15 protein-coding genes and 1 tRNA gene are annotated in these 14,039 nt (G+C 63.5%); 6 read left to right on the top strand and 10 right to left on the bottom strand.

All coding sequences use genetic code 11. From position 1 onward, the window contains the following. Positions 1–71: 71 nt before the first annotated feature. The 4 genes from FF80_RS02140 to FF80_RS02125 all read right to left on the bottom strand — a co-directional run bounded on the left by FF80_RS02140 (position 72) and on the right by FF80_RS02125 (position 3,607). The gene (locus FF80_RS02140) at positions 72–557 is read right to left on the bottom strand and encodes a chemotaxis protein CheW (RefSeq protein ID WP_052153076.1); all 486 of its coding nucleotides are present in this window, start codon (positions 555–557) and stop codon (positions 72–74) included. A gap of 62 nt (positions 558–619) precedes the next feature. After that, positions 620–2,911 (bottom strand): chemotaxis protein CheA, encoded by a 2,292-nt coding sequence (locus tag FF80_RS02135; RefSeq protein ID WP_035097192.1) that lies wholly within the window; start codon positions 2,909–2,911, stop codon positions 620–622. Between the two features lie 40 nt (positions 2,912–2,951). Then, entirely contained in the window at positions 2,952–3,320 is a 369-nt protein-coding gene (locus FF80_RS02130; RefSeq protein ID WP_035097191.1) for a response regulator, read from the bottom strand. After that, complete coding sequence (locus FF80_RS02125) at positions 3,320–3,607, bottom strand: STAS domain-containing protein (protein ID WP_035097189.1); 288 nt, start codon at positions 3,605–3,607, stop codon at positions 3,320–3,322. The genes FF80_RS02130 and FF80_RS02125 overlap by 1 nt, the downstream gene beginning before the upstream one ends. A 176-nt stretch (positions 3,608–3,783) precedes the next feature. Between FF80_RS02125 and FF80_RS02120 the strand changes: the two genes are divergently transcribed. Continuing rightward, positions 3,784–5,100: an NAD(P)H-dependent oxidoreductase gene (locus FF80_RS02120; RefSeq protein ID WP_035097187.1), complete on the top strand. Its 1,317-nt coding sequence runs from the start codon at positions 3,784–3,786 to the stop codon at positions 5,098–5,100. Between the two features lie 23 nt (positions 5,101–5,123). Further along, a complete protein-coding gene (locus FF80_RS02115) occupies positions 5,124–6,038 on the top strand; it encodes a hypothetical protein (RefSeq protein ID WP_035097186.1) in 915 nt (304 codons plus the stop codon). 162 nt (positions 6,039–6,200) lie between these two features. Here the strand turns inward: FF80_RS02115 and FF80_RS02110 are convergent, their stop codons facing one another. Further along, positions 6,201–7,169 (bottom strand): zinc-binding dehydrogenase, encoded by a 969-nt coding sequence (locus FF80_RS02110; protein ID WP_035097250.1) that lies wholly within the window; start codon positions 7,167–7,169, stop codon positions 6,201–6,203. Between the two features lie 167 nt (positions 7,170–7,336). Here FF80_RS02110 and FF80_RS02105 point away from each other — a divergent pair, with 167 nt between their 5' ends. Then, entirely contained in the window at positions 7,337–8,143 is an 807-nt protein-coding gene (locus FF80_RS02105) for a siderophore-interacting protein (RefSeq protein ID WP_035097185.1), read from the top strand. 12 nt (positions 8,144–8,155) lie between these two features. On the opposite strand, the gene FF80_RS20790 is transcribed toward FF80_RS02105, so the two are convergent. Further along, positions 8,156–8,710: a TetR/AcrR family transcriptional regulator gene (locus FF80_RS20790; RefSeq protein WP_052153075.1), complete on the bottom strand. Its 555-nt coding sequence runs from the start codon at positions 8,708–8,710 to the stop codon at positions 8,156–8,158. 69 nt (positions 8,711–8,779) lie between these two features. Between FF80_RS20790 and FF80_RS02095 the strand changes: the two genes are divergently transcribed. Together FF80_RS02095 and FF80_RS02090 are read left to right on the top strand one after the other, a co-directional pair. Next, positions 8,780–9,793 (top strand): aldehyde reductase, encoded by a 1,014-nt coding sequence (locus tag FF80_RS02095; RefSeq protein ID WP_035097183.1) that lies wholly within the window; start codon positions 8,780–8,782, stop codon positions 9,791–9,793. 77 nt (positions 9,794–9,870) lie between these two features. Then, positions 9,871–9,946, top strand: a tRNA-Ala gene (locus FF80_RS02090). Between the two features lie 11 nt (positions 9,947–9,957). Here the strand turns inward: FF80_RS02090 and FF80_RS02085 are convergent. Then, complete coding sequence (locus FF80_RS02085; protein WP_035097248.1) at positions 9,958–11,358, bottom strand: M20/M25/M40 family metallo-hydrolase; 1,401 nt, start codon at positions 11,356–11,358, stop codon at positions 9,958–9,960. A gap of 149 nt (positions 11,359–11,507) precedes the next feature. On the opposite strand from FF80_RS02085, the gene FF80_RS02080 reads away from it, so the two are divergent. Continuing rightward, on the top strand, positions 11,508–12,275 hold the full coding sequence (locus FF80_RS02080; protein ID WP_244445681.1) for a FadR/GntR family transcriptional regulator: 768 nt from the start codon (positions 11,508–11,510) through the stop codon (positions 12,273–12,275). 2 nt (positions 12,276–12,277) lie between these two features. On the opposite strand, the gene FF80_RS02075 is transcribed toward FF80_RS02080, so the two are convergent. From FF80_RS02075 to FF80_RS02065, 3 genes are all read right to left on the bottom strand, one after another. Further along, on the bottom strand, positions 12,278–13,021 hold the full coding sequence (locus tag FF80_RS02075) for a fumarylacetoacetate hydrolase family protein (protein WP_035097182.1): 744 nt from the start codon (positions 13,019–13,021) through the stop codon (positions 12,278–12,280). Between the two features lie 82 nt (positions 13,022–13,103). Next, positions 13,104–13,466, bottom strand: a complete 363-nt coding sequence (locus tag FF80_RS02070; RefSeq protein ID WP_035097181.1) for a DUF1304 domain-containing protein — start codon at positions 13,464–13,466, stop codon at positions 13,104–13,106. After that, positions 13,463–13,966, bottom strand: coding sequence for a hypothetical protein (locus tag FF80_RS02065; protein WP_052153074.1), 504 nt, complete (start codon positions 13,964–13,966; stop codon positions 13,463–13,465). Before FF80_RS02065 ends, FF80_RS02070 begins: the two co-directional genes overlap by 4 nt. Positions 13,967–14,039: the final 73 nt, after the last annotated feature.

The raw sequence follows: 14,039 nt of genomic DNA, 5'->3' as shown, positions 1-14,039 counted from the left end.
CTTTTGCATATCGAGTTCGGTCCCCAGACCGATTGCTATTCTCTCAGGCCGGCATGAGGGCGATGGCTCCCTCAAGCGTCCATCTTGGCGCCACTGACCACCGCATGCAGGTCGATCAGCCCAACCATGCGGCTGTCATGGGTCACGATGCCGTTGAGCAATTCGGTGTCGATCGAATTGCCCTCGGGCACATTGTGGATGTCGTCGCGCGAGACGGTGAGGATGTCGCTGACCGCATCGACCAGGATGCCGACCCATTTGTCACCCACGCTCATCACCACCACGACATGGTTCTTGGTGGGCGAGGTCTGGCCATCGCCGAAGCGGGCGCGCAGGTCGAAGATCGGCACGATCGTGCCGCGCAGGTTGATCACGCCGCGCACGAATTCGCGGGTATTGGGCAGGGGCGTCGCCCCGTTCCAGGCGCGGATTTCGCGCACCGTGGTGATTTCCACCCCATAGGTCTGCTCACCGATCGAGAAGGCGATCAATTGCAGGCTATTGTGAGCGGCCAGGGTCTTGTCGCCGATATCGTCCCGAAGCCCGAGCGCTTCCATTCTTCTTTGCCTTTCTGCCGTCCTTCTGGGCGGCCACGCAGTACTGACAGTTTCCAGGCAGCCTAGGCCGCGGTCTTATGCATCAAAGTGGTCTTGAGCCCCTGCACGTCCACGATCAGAGCGACATTGCCGTCGCCCAGGATCGTGCCGCCGGCAATGCCGTCGACCCGTTCAAAATTTTCTTCCAGCGATTTGATCACCACCTGCTGCTGGCCGATAATGTCATCGACGATCAGCGCCACCTTGTGGCTGCCCTCGGCCTCGCACAGCACGACGAAGCGGTTCTCCGCCTCGGTCTCGGTATTGAGCGCAAAGCGTTCGGCCAGATCAATGACCTGCACATATTCGCCCCGCACCTGCAGCACCTTGCCCCCGCTCGGCACCCGCTCGAAGGCGGCACGCGAACACTGGATGGTTTCTACGATTGAGGAGAGCGGCACCACATAGGGCGAGTCCCCCACCTTGACCAGCATCACATCGAGCACGGCCAGCGTCAGCGGCAGGCGCAGCGTCATCCGTGTGCCCTTGCCCGTCCAGCTGCGGACATGCACCGAGCCGCCAATCTTCTTGATATTGCTCAGCACCACATCCATGCCCACGCCACGGCCGGAAATGTCGCTGACTTCGCTGGCTGTCGAAAAGCCGGGCGCAAAGATCAATTGATCGATCTGCTCGTCGCTCGGATTAACGTCGGGCGCGACAATCCCCTTGTCGCGCGCCACAGCCAGTACGCGCTCGCGATTGATGCCGCCGCCATCGTCCTCGACGATGATCAGGATATTGCCGCCGGCCTGTTCGGCGCTGAGCCGGATCGTACCGATTTCCCCCTTGCCGCGCGCCGCGCGCTTGTCGGGCGTCTCGATGCCATGATCGGCCGAATTGCGCACCATATGGGTCAGCGGATCGCTGAGCTGCTCGATCACCGTCTTGTCGATTTCGGTGTTCTCGCCAATGGTCTCGAGCTTGATCTTCTTGCCGGTCTTCTGCGCCAGCTCGCGCACCAGGCGCGGCATGCGGGAAAACACCGATTTGACCGGCTGAGCGCGGATCGCCATCACCGAATCCTGCAATCCCCGCGTGGTCTGGGCCAATACTTCGAGCCCGCGCACCAATTCGGTGTAGCGGGCGCGCAAGGTCTCATCCATCTGCTGGGTCAGCATGGATTGGGTGATAACCAGCTCGCCCACCATGTTGACCACGCGATCGACCTTGTCGAGATCGACGCGGATCGACTGCACGCCGACGCTGCGGGCGCCCGTATCGTCAGGGTCGGCGGCAGGGGCCACTGGCTTGAGCACTTCAGGCGCCCGCCGCGCAACGGCCGGCGCGCTCGGCTTGATCGTTTCGGCCAGCGCGGCAAAACTGAGCGCCGGCGCTTCCCCGGCTGGGTCCTCAGCCGCGACCGGCGGGGCGGCGGCCGGAGCCTCCAGCGCGAAATCGAGCAAAGCCTCGACCTCGTCATCGGCCAGTGCCAACAGGTCGGAAAGGCCCGGCTCGGCTACAGGTGCCGCTGCCGGTGCCGCTTCGGGAATGTCGAACGCCAGATCGGCGCCCAGCTGCAACACCGAAATATCGCAATCGCCATCGACGAATTCGAACACTTCGCGGATCATCGCCTCGGTCAGCGCGGGCGCGATCAAGGTAATCTCCCACGAGCAATAGACCGCGAACGGCTCGAAATCCGACAGCGGGGGAATGTCGCCGACAATGGCGCGCACGCTCATCTCACCCAAAGCCGCCAGTTCGCGGAACAGCAGCAGCGGGTCATTGGCCCGCGCGTAAAGCGCCTGATGCGGCCTGAAATTGATTTCCCAATGCCCGGGCTCGGCCGTCATCGGCGGCGCATCGAACGCGTCGTTCGCTGGGTCCTCGTCCACATCAGCAACAGCGTCGAAATTGACCATGACCGGGACGAACTCGATGTCGAATTCGTCGAGCGGTTCGCCGCCCTCGTCGTCCTCGGCTGCGTCGCCCCGTGCCAGCGTGTCGAAACGCACCTTTTCGTCCATGCCATAATCGGCCGGCAGCGCGTCCCCGGTCTGCACCGCCTTGACGTGATCGGCCACGATATCATTGGCGCGGATGCACAGCGTTACGACATCGTCGCTCATCTCGATGCGGCCGTCGCGCACATAATCGAGCAGCGTTTCATAGGCATGGGCAAAGCCCACCAGCGCCGAAAAGCCGAAGGCCCCGGCCCCGCCCTTGATCGAATGGATGGCGCGGAACACGGCATTGAGCCGGTCGGCATCGCGCTCGCCCGCTTCGATGGCGGCGAATTGCTCCTCGAGCTCGGTCAGAAGCTCGGAACATTCGTCAAAATAGGTGGCCTTGAAGTCGTCGAGATCGCTCATCTGCGCTTATTCAACCCTTCTGGGTTCTCGGCTTATAAAACTAGTGGACGACGCGATGGATGACGCTGATCAGCTTTTCGGGGTCGAATGGCTTGACGATCCAGCCCGTGCCGCCCGCGGCCTTGCCCTGGTCGCGCTTGTCCTGGCTGGTTTCGGTGGTCAGGATCAGGATGGGCAGGCTCTGGTGCTGGCCGGTGGCGCGCACATGGCGGATGAATTCGATGCCATCCATCACCGGCATATTGATATCGGTGATGATGACGTCGAAATCCTGGGTCTTGAGCAGGTCGAGCCCCTGCTTGCCATCCTCGGCCTGCAGCACCTCAAACCCCGCATTGCTGAGGGTGTGGTGCAGCATGGCCAGAATCGTGCGCGAATCGTCGACCGTCAGAACCCGCAAAGCCGTCATTATCTCATCATCCCCTTGAACTGGGCGCCAAGGCCCAGGCGCTCGATCGCTGCGGTCATGGCCGCGCTCGGCTGCAAAATGGTAAAATCGAAATTGTTGCGCTGGGCGGTCCCGGCGGCGCTGATCAGCATGAAGAGAGCATTGGTCGACACCCGCTGTACGCCGTCGGCGGCAACGGCCACGGAGCCATCCTCCACGGCATCAAGCAGCCCGTCCCGGATCGCATCGAGCGAATCCAGGTCCACGACCGCTGGCAAAGCGACGGTTTTCTTGGCCTTGCTGACCATGATGATTGACTGCCCCCGGAGCAATTCTCCGATGCGCAGTCTCCCTTGGAACGGTTTAAGAAGTGCTAAGCGGATCCGCGGTTCCCGCCCGTTTCTGGCGTAATGCGGCATTGGAGCCCTTGCGGGATGGGCAAGGAGGGGGATAACCCATCGGGTAAACCTGTTCTGGAACTGCCATGACCACCAATATCGCCCTCACCGGGCTGGCCCGAGACCTCGCCGCCCGCGCCCAAACCGGCAAGCCGATCCGCGTCGGCGTCATCGGCTCGGGCGAAATGGGCACCGATCTGGTGACCCAGATGAGCCTGATGACTGGCATCGAGATGGCGGCCATCGCCACTCGCCGCCCCCATACCGCGCTGCACGCCATGACCATCGCCTATGGCGAAGACAGCAAGGGCAAGCTCGCCGACAGCCCCGCCCAGGCCACCGCCGCCATCGAAGCGGGCAAGATCGCCATCACCTCGGCCGAAACCCTGGTCACCACCCCCAATATCGATGTGGTCATCGATGCCACCGGCAAGCCCGGCGTCGCCGCCGATTACGACCTGCTCGCCATGGAACATGGCAAGCATCTGGTGATGATGAATGTCGAGGCCGACGTCACCATCGGCCCCTATCTCAAGGCCCAGGCCGACCGGCTCGGCGTCGTCTATTCCGTCGGCGCCGGGGATGAGCCCAGCTCCTGCATGGAACTGATCGAATTCGTCTCCGCCCTCGGCCTGCCCATTGTCGCCGCCGGCAAGGGCAAGAATAATCCGCTCAAGCATGACGCCGTACCCGACGATTATCGGGAAGAAGCCGAGCGCCGCAACATGAACCCGCGCATGCTGGTCGAATTCGTCGATGGGTCCAAGACCATGGTCGAAATGTGCGCCATCGCCAATGCGACGGGCCTCGTCCCCGACGTTCCGGGCATGCATGGCCCCGCCGCCGACCGCGACGATATGGCCAAGGTACTCATCCCCAAGGCGGATGGCGGCATTCTCAACAGAAGCGGCGTGGTGGATTTCACCGTCGGCAAAGGCGTAGCCCCCGGCGTCTTCGTCATCGTCAAACCCGAGCATCCCCGCATCATCGAGCGCATGGATGACCTCCATATCGGCCATGGGCCCTATTACGCCTTCTTCCGCCCCTATCACCTGACCAGCCTTGAAGTCCCGCTCACCGCCGCACGCATCATGCTGCACGGTAAGCCCGACATGGTGCCCCTGCCCAATCCCGTCGCCGAAGTCTGCGCCGTCGCCAAGCGCGATCTGGCCGTGGGCGAGACCTATGACGCTATCGGTGAAACCTGCTACCGCTCCTTCACCATGACGGTGGGCGATGCCCGCGCCAAAAAGGCCGTCCCCGTCGGCCTGCTCGAAGGCGGCAAGGTCACGGCGCCTGTCAAAAAAGGCGAGTTGCTCACCACCGCCAACAGCCAGCCCGACACATCCACCCGCCTCTTCGCCCTGCGCCAATTGCAGGACAAGATGCTGGGCCTGATCTGATCCCGCCCGACTGGAGTTTTCCGATGCGTTTTGCCGCCCCGCTTCTGCTGCTGCCCTTGCTCGCCGCCCCCGCCTTTGCCCAGGATCTGCCGGGCGACAGCGAGCCCGTTCCCACCGATTGCACCAGCCTTTTCGACAATCTGGGCATCCTGAACCGCGACAAGCAAAGCCACATCGAAGACACGCCTACCGGCTGCGCCATCACCAATGTCTATTTCGGCAGCTCCTATTCGCGCTTCGCGATTGGCCGCATCACGCTCGAAGCCGACGATCTGTTCGGCGCCGTTGCCGGGCACAATCGTCCGGCCCAGCTCAAGCTGAATGTCAGTGGCGTCCGCACCTCGCCCGATATCGATAGCCCCCTCAATACCTATCTCATAGAGATGCAGCAGATCCCCTTCGAGCTGAACCTGGCCTATCGCTGGGACGCCACGAGCGGCGATTTCCACCTCGACGATCTCAGCATGCACATGCCCACAATTGGCAGCGCCGTGTTCAAGGCCGAGCTGAGCGATGTGCGCGACATGCCGGCGTCCATAGAGGAGCCCACCGATTACGCTCGCGGCAATGTCGAAAAGCTCACCGTGACGCTCGACAATCACGGCCTCTTTACCCACGTCATCGCGCCCATCTTCCTAGGCACCCTGCCCTATGACGAAGACCCCCGCCCCTTCATCGCCGACACCCAGAAGACCGTCATCGGCCTTATCGAGGCGCGGCCCGACAGCCAGATCGACCCCGAATCCAAGGCGGTCCTGGCGCGTTTCGTCAATGCTTTCCCCAAGCCTGACGGTATCTACCATTTCGAGATCGCTCCCGTTGACGCCCCGGTCTCGCTCGAAAGCCTGGTGGCGCCCAATGACAACATGGTGGGGCTGCTGGAACTGCTCGCCAGATTCAACCTCAGCGCCGAATACCAGCCGGTGGCGGCTGAGTAGGAGCAGGGCCAATTACGAAGCGGTTCTCCCTTTCAAACTCCCCACCCCACAATGTCATTCCCGCGAAAGCGGGAACCTCCGTTTTCTTCTGCTATAGCGAAACAGAGGTTCCCGCTTTCGCGGGAATGACCCGGTGGGGGAGACGCATAGAGCGTCTAGCCATTACCCCCGCAGCACCACCTTGCCCTTGCGCCCCGGCTCATCGCTGGCCTTCACCGCCTCGGCAACCTGCTCAAGATCGAACACGCCATCGACTGGTAGATCCAGCTCCCCCTTGGCCGCGAGTGTGACCAGCTCGCCCAGCATGCGCCCGATATCGGCCGCCGGCAGATTGGGCTTCATGCCCCAGAACCCGCGCACCTTCATCTGCCGGAACAGCAGCGAGCCCGGCGTGATCCGCAACGGCCGTCCCGTCATGGCACCGAAATTGACCAATTCGCTGCCATCTTCCATCACCTCGAATAGCTGCTCGGGCCCATCGCCACCCAGCGAGTCCAGCCCGCGCACAATATCAGCCCCGCCGGTCAAAGCCTTGACCTGCTCCTGCCAACCTTCGTTCGCGGTCGACACCACATTGTTCACGCCCAGAGCCGCCAGTTCCGCCACTGTCTCGTCGCGCCGCACCAGGCTCACCACATGAATGCCCTGCTCGGCGGCAAACCGCGCCACCAGCTTCCCCACCGCGCCATTGCCGGCATTTTGCACCATCCATTGCCCAGGCTCGATGCCCAGATAGGCGATGATCATCTTGGAGCTGAGCGGCATCGACACCAGCTGGCACGCCGTTTCGTCGCTCACCCCATCGGGCACCGGCACGACCCGCGCCGCCTCGACCAGATAATACTCCGCCCAGGTCTGGCTCGCCCCGCCGGCCACGCGCTGTCCGACCACCAGATTGCTGACGCCCTCACCCAGCGCCTCGACCACGCCGACGGCCTCCGTACCGCCCACCCAGGGCAGTGGCGGCTTGACGCCATAAAGCCCGGCCACGGTCATCAGATCGTGGTTATGGATCGGGGACAGCAACATCCGCACCAGCGCCTGTCCTTCGCCCGGCACGGGCTTGTCCCGTTCGCCCACCTTGAGCACCTGCTCGGGCACGCCATATTTCTCGAATACCACGCTACGCATCTGATCAACCTTGCCTTTGTGAAAGCCGCCAACATAGTCAGCCAAACTGGCGCGACAATGGCACAGGCCAACATGCCGCACCATTGCGGTCTCCAGCACGTGACTTGATCGCCGCCCGCACATGGAATAAATCCTGACTAGTTTATTCAGGAATATACGAGACCACCATGTCCAGCCTCACCGATGCTCGCGCCCCGCAACGCGTCCGGCACGAAACCCGCATGCGCCTGCTCGAGGTGATTGATGTCACCGACATCACCCCGCTGATGCGCCGCATCACGCTCAAGGGCGATATGGAAGGCTTTGCCTCACACGGTCACGCCGATCACATCAAGGCTTTCTTCTTTCCCGACGGCGTGGCCCCTATGCTGGCCCCGATCGGCCAGCGCGGCGCCGAATTCCCCGAGGGCATGCGGCCTGAAATGCGCGACTATACCCCGCGCTATTTCGACGTGGCTGCCGGCACGCTGGTGCTCGATTTCGTGCTGCATGGCGATGGCCCCGCCTCCAGCTGGGCCGCTAAAGTCGCCCTGGGCGACAAACTGGTCATCGGCGGCCCGCGCGGCTCCCTCGTTATTCCCGCTGCCTTTGACTGGTACCTCCTGGCGGGCGACGAAACCGCCCTTCCCGCCCTCGGCCGCCGCATCGAGGAACTCCCCGCCGGCGCCAAGATCGTCGCTGTCATCGAGGTGGATAGCCTGGCCGAAGAACAGCATTTCAAGACCGAGGCCGATCTCGTCCTGCATTATCTGCATCGAAATGGCCAGCCCGCCGGCACCACGAGCCTGATCCTCGACACCGTGAGCGAGATCGAATTTCCGCCCGGCGACGCCTATGCCTATATCGCGGGCGAGAGCTCGATGAGCAAAGCCGTGCGCGCTCACCTGACCGACGAACGCGGCTTCAACCCAGAATGGGTCAAAGCCGCAGGCTATTGGCTGCTCGGCGTGGCCGACGCTCACGAGGCGCATTGAGGGGCATTCCCCCTACCCCAAGATCACCCGCTCACACAGCACCATGATCGCCGCCCGCATGCTCGCCTCGTCGCGATAGCTCCGCCCAATCCCCGACGCCGCCGCGATCACCAGCCGCGCCAGATCCCGCGGCTGCTCGAGTCCCGCTTCGTCCAGCACAGCGGTAAACTTGTCTTCCACCGCCTGGTCCAGCGCCTGGTATTGCGCCGGTTGCCGGGCCTGTTCGGTATAAATTTCATCGGCATGGGGCGAACCATCGAGTAGCTCCAGCATCAGGCCATATTTGTCCGCCAGCGCCCGCCCGATCCGCGCCGATGCCGGGCCCCCGCTCGCCAGCCCGCGGTCGATGGCCCGATGGATATCCCCCGCCAAGGTCTCGACAATGGCATTGAACACCGCGTCCTTGTCGGCAAACTGGGCATAAAGCGTCGGCTTGGCCACATGCGCCGCCCGCGCAATGGCTTCCATCGTGGTGCCGCGCAAGCCATTGCGCAGGAACAAGTCCCGCGCCGCCACCAGCATGCGCTGGCGCTTTTCGGCCATCCGATCGGGCATAGGCAGATTCATTTCGCGGTCCACACTTGAACGAATTGAACGATTAACATATCTTTCGTTCAATTCTATTGGAGAAGATCAATGTCCGACCGCGTCCTTCTGACTGGCATATCCGGATTTCTGGGCGGGCATATCGCCCTGCAATTGCTCGCCGCCGGCTACATTGTACGCGGCAGCGTGCGCAGTCTAGACAAGGCCGGCAAGGTGCGCCAGACGCTGCTTAAGGCCGGCGCCGATATCACCAGGCTCGAATTCGTCGCGCTCGACCTGCTGAAGGACGACGGCTGGGACGCCGCCATGGCCGATTGCCGCTATCTGCAACACACCGCCTCCCCCTTCGTGCTGCGCACTCCCAAGGACCCCGATGATCTGATCCGCCCGGCCGTCGAAGGCACGCGCCGCGCCATTTCGGCGGCATTGGCCGCCAATGTCGAGCGCATCGTGCTCACCTCCTCCATCGCCGCCATGCAATATGGCCACGCCAATTACGAACGCCTCTTGACCGAAGCGGATTGGACCAATCTCGATAGCCCGCAGACCCCCGCCTATCCGCGTTCCAAGACCCTGGCCGAGCGCGAGGCCTGGTCGCTGGTCGACGCCGCCGGCCAGCACGATGACCTCGCCGTCATCAATCCCGCCGCCATCCTGGGCCCCTTGCTCGACGAGGATCCCGGCACTTCCGCCATGATGGTTCAGCTCCTGCTCGAGGGCAAATTACCCGCCGTGCCGGCCATTTCCCTCGCCATTGTCGATGTCCGCGACGTCGCCGCCCTCCATCTGGGCGCCATGACCGACCCGGCCGCCGGCGGCCAGCGCTGCGTCGCGGCGGCACAAACCGTTTCCATGGCCCAACTCGGCCAATTCCTCAAACCCGCCTTCCCAACCCGCCGCATTCCAACCCGCACCCTGCCCGATTGGCTGGTGCGCATCGTCGGCCTGTTCAACCGCGATATCGGCGACAATGTCGCCGAACTGGGCAGTCCCAAGCGCTTCAACGCCCACCGCGCGCCCACGCGCCTGGGCCGCCCCCTGATCGGCGTACAGCAAGCCGCCATCGCCACCGGCAAAAGCCTGGTGGAACATGGACTGGTTTAGGCGGAGGCGTTGCCACCAAGGACAAACCACCCCCTTGCCCAAACCCCGATTATTGTCCATATCAACGGGGTCGGAACGGGGCTGTAGCTCAGTTGGGAGAGCGCGTCGTTCGCAATGACGAGGTCAGCGGTTCGATCCCGCTCAGCTCCACCATTCCGGCTCCCCTACTTCCCCGCCGCAAATCCCGCCAGCACCCGCACCCAGGCGCGGATGCCGCGGTGGAAGCTCTCAAGGTCATATTTCTCGTTGGGCGAGTGGATCGCGTCGTCGACATGGGCGAAGCCGATCAGCAGGGTATCGAGGCCCAGGATCTTCTTGAAATCGCCGGCCACCGGGATCGAGCCGCCTGAGCCGGTGATGACGGCCGGCTTGTCCCATTCACCCGACAGGGCTGCCAGCGCCTGCTGCAAATATTTGCCATCAGCCGGCACGGTGATGGCGGGCGAAGCGCCATGGGGGGTGAATTTGACCGAGCAATCGGCGGGCACGCGCTCCTCGACATGCTTGCGGAAGGCGGCGCGGATCTTGGCCGGGTCCATGCCCGAAACCAGGCGGAACGAAATCTTGGCGCTGGCCTTGGCGGGGATCACGGTCTTGAAGCCGTCCCCGGTATAGCCCCCGATCATGCCGTTGATTTCGCAGGTCGGGCGCGACCACAGCATTTCGAGCACGCTGCGGCTTTGCTCGCCCGCCTTGAGCGACAGGCCGGCCTCGCCCAGAAACGCCTTTTCGTCAAAGCCCAGCCCGTCCCACTGCGCCCGCAATTCCGGGGAAATCTCGGCCACGTCGTCGTAAAAGCCCGGCAGGGTCACGCTGCCATCGGGGGCGCGCAGGCTGGCGATAATTTCGGCCAGCACCTGATTGGGATTGCGCGCCGCATTGCCGAACATGCCCGAATGCAGGTCCTTGTTGGCGCAGGTGATTTCCACCTCGTCGGCCACCAGCCCCCGCAGCATGGTGGTGACCGAAGGCGTCTGGCGGTCCCACATATCGGTGTCGCAGACCAGCGCGATATCGGCCGCCGCCAGCTCGGCTTTATTGGCTTCCATGAAGGGTGGCAGGTTCTTGCCGCCGCTTTCTTCCTCGCCCTCAAGCATGAGCGAAACCTGTACGGGCAGGCTGCCGGTAACCGCCTTCCACGCGCGGCAGGCTTCGATAAAGGTCATCATCTGGCCCTTGTCGTCCGAAGCGCCGCGCGCCACGATGATCTTGCGCCCCTGTGCATCGTCCTTGAGCACCGGCTCGAACGGATCAGTATGCCACAGGTTCAGCGGATCGACCGGCTGCACGTCATAATGGGCATAAAACAACACATGCGGGCCCTCGGTTGCCGGCCCATGCGCCACCACCACCGGATGCCCCGGCGTCGGCCGCGCGGCCGCGTCAAATCCCAGCCCGCTCAATTCCCCCACGATCCAGTCGGCCGCCCGCTGGCACTCGGCCGCAAAGGCCGGATCGGTGGAAATCGACTTGATACGCAGCAGCGCCTTGAGCCGTTCCAGGCTCTCATCGAGCCCGGCATCCACCTGGGAGAGAACGGCGTCGAGGCTGGCTTGGCTGGTCATGGCAATATTCCGATCGAAAAGATTCGGGCGCGACCATGGCGCAGCAGCCCCGCTTCTGTCCACCTTCATCGCCGCGCCTGCTATTGTACTACTAATGCGCCCCGACTAGTTTGACCTCTGGCCCGGAACGGGTCGCGGAGACCTTTGCGGTGAAAGACAGCAATGCAAGCGTGGCGCGGCATTCGGGCGAATTGATCGCGGCCCTGTCCGGCCGCCGGCCCTCGCGCAATCTGCATTCCGATGTGATGTGGCGGCTGGGCCTGGCCATTGTTTCGGGCCGCTATGCCGAAGGCTCCATCCTGCCCGCCGACAGCGAATTGCTGGCCGAATTCGGCGTCTCCCGCACCGTGCTGCGCGAAGCGCTCAAGAGTCTCGCCGCCAAGGGCATGATCGAGGCCCGGGCCCGCATCGGCACCCGTGTGCTGCCGCGCGGCCGCTGGAACCTGTTCGATAGCGACGTGCTGGCCTGGCATTTCGAACTGGGGCCTGATGTCACCTTCCTGCGCAGCCTCTCCGAAGTGCGTATCGGCATCGAAATCGAGGCGGCGGCCTTGGCGGCGGAACGGCGCAGCCCGGAACAGGCGCAGGACCTGCTCGAGCTGGCCGACCAGATGGGCACGGCCGAAACGCCCGAGGAATTTGCCCGCTACGATCTGCAATTCCACCGCGCTGTGGCTTTGGTTTCGGCCAATCCCTTCATGGCCTCGATCTCGGCTTTGGTGGAACTGGCGCTCACCGCCTCCTTCACCATCAGCTCGCCCATCATGGTGCCCGGCGCGCTCGAAGCCGCCGTCCGCTCGCATCGCCGCATTGCCCAAGCCATCGCCGCCGGCGCGCCGCAAGAGGCTCGCGACGCCATGAAAGCGGTGATCACCGAAGGCTTTACGCGGGCAGCCGAGCGGCTGCAGACGCGCTAGGCCTAGACCAGGTTGAACGCCACCCGGCCCAGTCCCGGCGCTTCGGCGCTGATCAGCTTGGCGGAAACATCGGCCGGCCCGATCCGCGCCCCGGTGATCACTACTGTCCCCGCCGTCAGCTTCAGTCCGCGCGCTGTCGCATGATCGGCCAGCCAGACCAGCGCGGCCAGCACATTGTCCGTATCGGCATTGCCCGCCGTGGTCTTGATTTCGGTCCCGTCATAGAAGAGCGCCATGGCCTGCTGGCCGAATTCGGGCAGGCTTGAAGCCGGAACCGGCGGGCCGACGATCACCGCCCCACTGCTCTGCAGATCGGCAATGCCCGCCAATTGCGGCGCCGCCTTGCGATCCTTGTAGCGGGTCGCCAGCACTTCGATGGCAATGTGAATGCTGGCCAGCGCTGCCTTGATGTCGTCTGGCCCATAGCCGCCCGGCTTGCCCGGCAGGTCCTGGCCGATGGTCACGGCCACCTCAACCTCGATGCCGATCCCCGGCAGATCGGCCGTCTTGAGCACCGCCCCCGATTGATAGACACCCGATTTGAGGATCGGCGCGGCAAAGCATGGCCCATCGGCCGGCTTGGGTGTCACTTTCCAGGCCCCGACCGGGCCAAGCGCCGCGACGATCTCGTTCTGCACCGCATAGGCCGCCTCGGCACTGGCCGGCACCAAGGCCGGGTCCAGCGGATCGACCGCCACACCGGAACGGCGGGCAGCCAGCAGCAGTTCAGTCAATTCGGAGGCCATCAGAAATCCAGTTCAACAATGTTTAGATCACGTGGAGCATTCAGGGCGTGACCCCACAATCACAGATTTCCCAGCCCCGGCCTCACAAAAAGACCAACGCCAGGATCGCCAGCACCGCCGGCACGGTCTGCACCAGTAGAATTTTCGGCCCCACGCTCGCCGCACCATACAGCCCCGCCACCGCCACGCAGGCCAAAAAGAACAGCTGGATCTGCCAGCCGAAGCCCGGCTCGGGCTGCAGCAGACCCCAGATCAGTCCCGCGGCCAGAAAACCGTTATACAGCCCCTGATTGGCCGCGAGCACTTTGGTCTGCCCCGCAAATTCCGCCGTGGTGCCAAAGGCCTTGCGACCCTGCGGCTTGGTCCACAAGAACATTTCGAGCACGAGAATGTAGATATGGACCAGCGCCACCAGCACGACGAGAAGGGGGGCGATGAAGCTCATTTGGTCTTGGACTTGCTGATGGGAGCGGCAGCTGGCGGCATGCCGGTCCCGCCCGCATCCCAATAATCCTGCAACGCGCGCCATTCGATATAGGCGGCGTCCTGATCCGGCAGCGCCTCGCGCGAGCCACCCAGTTCGACCAGCCGTTCCAGAATCGGCTCCACATTGGGTCCTTCTGTCTCGCAGGTACCCGCTTCATCCAGCGCATTGAAGGCCGGGGTTTCGTAGGTCTGCACATATTGGTCGGTGGTCAGCCCCATCTGATGGCTCAGAATATCGGCGGAATCGGTCAGCAGCGACCAATCCTCTTCGCTCACCTCATAGCCCACGCAATTGGACGACACGATATTGGCCAGCACCACCTGATGCAGAAATTCCTCTGCCTGCGTGCCGGTAATTCCCGATAGATCGGGCAGCTGCACATAGATCTTGCCATCGGCCAGCGCCGGCGTCGCCGCCAGCATTCCCGCAAGGCTCGCCCCGATCAGAAACCGCTTCATCAAATTCAAGCTCCTCAATTCCCTCAAGCCGCCGCTCCCGGCGCGCTCATGCACAGTTTTGCCATGCCGATTG

It is taken from the genome of Devosia sp. LC5, from assembly GCF_000735585.1.
GTDB lineage: Bacteria > Pseudomonadota > Alphaproteobacteria > Rhizobiales > Devosiaceae > Devosia.
The sequence above is the reverse complement of the archived record's forward strand: the minus strand, read 5'-3'. Positions and strand labels throughout refer to the sequence as shown.